The organism is Mesorhizobium sp., assembly GCF_004962925.1.
Taxonomy (GTDB): Bacteria; Pseudomonadota; Alphaproteobacteria; order Rhizobiales; family Rhizobiaceae; genus Mesorhizobium.
This window is the reverse complement of the sequence record NZ_SUEO01000368.1, coordinates 1-2,379: the sequence shown is the minus strand read 5'-3', so window position 1 is coordinate 2,379 and position 2,379 is coordinate 1. Positions and strand designations below refer to the sequence as shown.

The window sequence follows — 2,379 nt, the reverse complement described above, 5'->3', positions numbered from 1 at the left end:
ATGCCTTCGGAGCAAAGCTCGGCGGCGCGATCGAGTACACGCGCGCTGGCACCGTTCAGGAAAACGGCATGACCGGCAAGGCCGAGCTGCCGCGCAATGGCAAAGCCGATGCCGTCGGCAGCACCCGCCCCGGTGATCAGCGCACGCTTGGTGTTAGAAGAAGGCACGGTCAAATCAGACTCCGCTGGTTCCGCCGTCGCGGTGTTACCACACACATTGGGCGACGGTGCTGCGAAGATTTGCTCTGCAACATTCCGCGCCGCTTTGCGTTCTCGAAGCCGAGCCGAACGAGGCGGAATTGCGGTGACGGTGCACTTAGCTCGCCGTCGCAATACATCGAGAGTGTCAGGCGCGCGGCCGGCCGGATGCAACTCGACGGCTTGCATCGGAAGAACGGGGAGTTTTCGGCGCGAATGGCGTATTCCGAATGGCGCGCCCCAAGAGATTCGAACTCCTGACCCCTAGATTCGTGGTCTGGTTTGAACTTTGGGCTACTGTTGCAATCCGAACAGGGAATCGGCCATCAAGTTAGGCAGCACGGTTCGCCAGCACTGCGTGGAGCGTCTCGAGCTTAAGGTGCGTATATCGTTTCAGCATTTTCCAGTCCTTGTGCCCAGTCACCAGCGCAACCTGTTCAATCGTGAATCCAGCCTCGAAAAGGCGGCTCGTGCCTTCGTGCCGCAAATCATGAAAATGAACGTCGTGGATCTCCAGGTCAGTGCATCCTCGACGGAAGGCGGTTCCGACTTACCTATGATTGAATGGGAAATTCGATCATCGTCATTGCTGCGCCTTGCCCGCTGCTCCTCAACAATGGCCCACGCATCGTATCCGGCTGCCGCCAATAGCGGTATGCGCTGATTGTTGCCGTTCTTGTTCCGAGAGTCTTTCCGGTCACGGATCAGAAGCATCCGTGCGCGAGGGTCCACGTCGGACCACCGCGCCCTGCAAATTTCCTCCTGGCGCATTGCAGTTGCGACTGCGAAACGTATGATCTGGCTAACCGGTGCAAATTGACGGGCTTTGCATCGAAGTGATCGATGAGCCTGTCGAGTTCATCCTGCGTCGGCCGCCTGTCGCGCTGATGGCCTTTCCCAACGAGGCCAAGCCTCTTTAGGGCGATACGCGCGAGATCCACCGGTTCGACCCTGACGGGCAGGCCGTGAACCGCAGCGGCATGAGCCAGAATGAGTTTTACAAAGCCGATGTCGATACCGAGAGTCATCGGTCCGGCACCTTGGGCGGCCCGGTCGCGACCAAAGCGAATGAGCCGTTCGCGATCAAGGGCTGCGAAGTTGCACTTCCCCAGATGTCTTTGGAGCATATCGAGGGCTGCGGCCTTGGAGCGGCGAGGGGACTTGCCCGCATCGCACATGTCGTCGATATGAAGGTCGATGAGTTCGCCGAATGTTTTCAGGCCCGGCGTTCAGCAGCTTCGTCAAAAGGTGCAGAGGCGCGAAATCGACGCTGCATTGTGGGGCAGGGAAGGGGCGCGTGTCTTGCCCTCAACAACGCCGTCGCAGGACAACTGGCTACATTTGCTTTCTACCGCCCGTTTGCCCGTATTTGCCGCATCACATCCCTGCCGCTTCAGATACCGCAAAACTGACCACGACCGCCGCCGCGTTTCAGCAGCCTATTACGCCTGACGCCGCCACTTCACTTGGCACGGCAAAATTCAGCAAATCCATCTCGATCCGTTTTACAAGCCCTAGTGCAAGTCCGCTAAGGGCCGTCAGCTCAAACAATTATGACAGGTGCGCTCCTGACACGGTCATCGCTGCGCTTTCAAGCCGTCGTCAAAAGCGCTGATGAAAACGTCAACTTCGTTACGCGACCAGATCAGTGGCGGACGGAGCTTGAGGGTGTTGGGCGTCCCCTTGCCGATGAGGACGTTTCGGGCAAGCACGTCTTCGACAAGGCGATCAGTTTGCTGAATTGCCGGCTCTTTGGTGAGGCGATCGGTCACCAGTTCGACGCCGGTCATCATCCCACGGCCGCGTATGTCGCCCGATGATTTCGTACCGTTCAGCCAGGCGGCGCAGTTCATGCCGCAGATATTCGCCTGTACTCAGCGCTCCGCCTGACCAGGCTCTCTCGCTCGATGACATCAAGTACGGCCATGCCGGCCGCGCATGCGACGGTATTGCCGCCAAAGGTGCTGAACAGAAGCGGATATGTACCATTGAGAAACCGCTTGGGACAAAGCCTCCGTCGCCGGCGTTGAGATGCGCCGAGAAGGCCAGCAGCAGATGGTAGAGCATTCCCGCAGAGGCAAGATCGCTCAGTATTCCTCCCAGAAATCCTGCAGCGAGGCGTGCCGAAGGTCTTCCTCGCCGCGCAAGTGCTTCACCCGGGCTTTGATCCCCGGCTTAACCC

4 protein-coding genes are annotated in these 2,379 nt (G+C 58.9%); 1 reads left to right on the top strand and 3 read right to left on the bottom strand.

The window, feature by feature from the left end; translation table 11 throughout:
• Positions 1-528: 528 nt before the first annotated feature.
• Both E5W87_RS34995 and E5W87_RS36245 read right to left on the bottom strand, forming a co-directional pair.
• The gene (locus tag E5W87_RS34995; protein ID WP_292408411.1) at positions 529-684 is read right to left on the bottom strand and encodes a hypothetical protein; all 156 of its coding nucleotides are present in this window, start codon (positions 682-684) and stop codon (positions 529-531) included.
• The gene (locus E5W87_RS36245; protein WP_367118914.1) at positions 618-968 is read right to left on the bottom strand and encodes a hypothetical protein; all 351 of its coding nucleotides are present in this window, start codon (positions 966-968) and stop codon (positions 618-620) included. The genes E5W87_RS34995 and E5W87_RS36245 overlap by 67 nt, the downstream gene beginning before the upstream one ends.
• 194 nt (positions 969-1,162) lie before the next feature.
• Between E5W87_RS36245 and E5W87_RS34990 the strand changes: the two genes are divergently transcribed.
• Complete coding sequence (locus tag E5W87_RS34990) at positions 1,163-1,609, top strand: hypothetical protein (RefSeq protein ID WP_292408408.1); 447 nt, start codon at positions 1,163-1,165, stop codon at positions 1,607-1,609.
• 165 nt (positions 1,610-1,774) lie between these two features.
• Here the strand turns inward: E5W87_RS34990 and E5W87_RS34985 are convergent, their stop codons facing one another.
• Positions 1,775-2,050, bottom strand: coding sequence for a hypothetical protein (locus E5W87_RS34985; RefSeq protein WP_292408405.1), 276 nt, complete (start codon positions 2,048-2,050; stop codon positions 1,775-1,777).
• Positions 2,051-2,379: the final 329 nt, after the last annotated feature.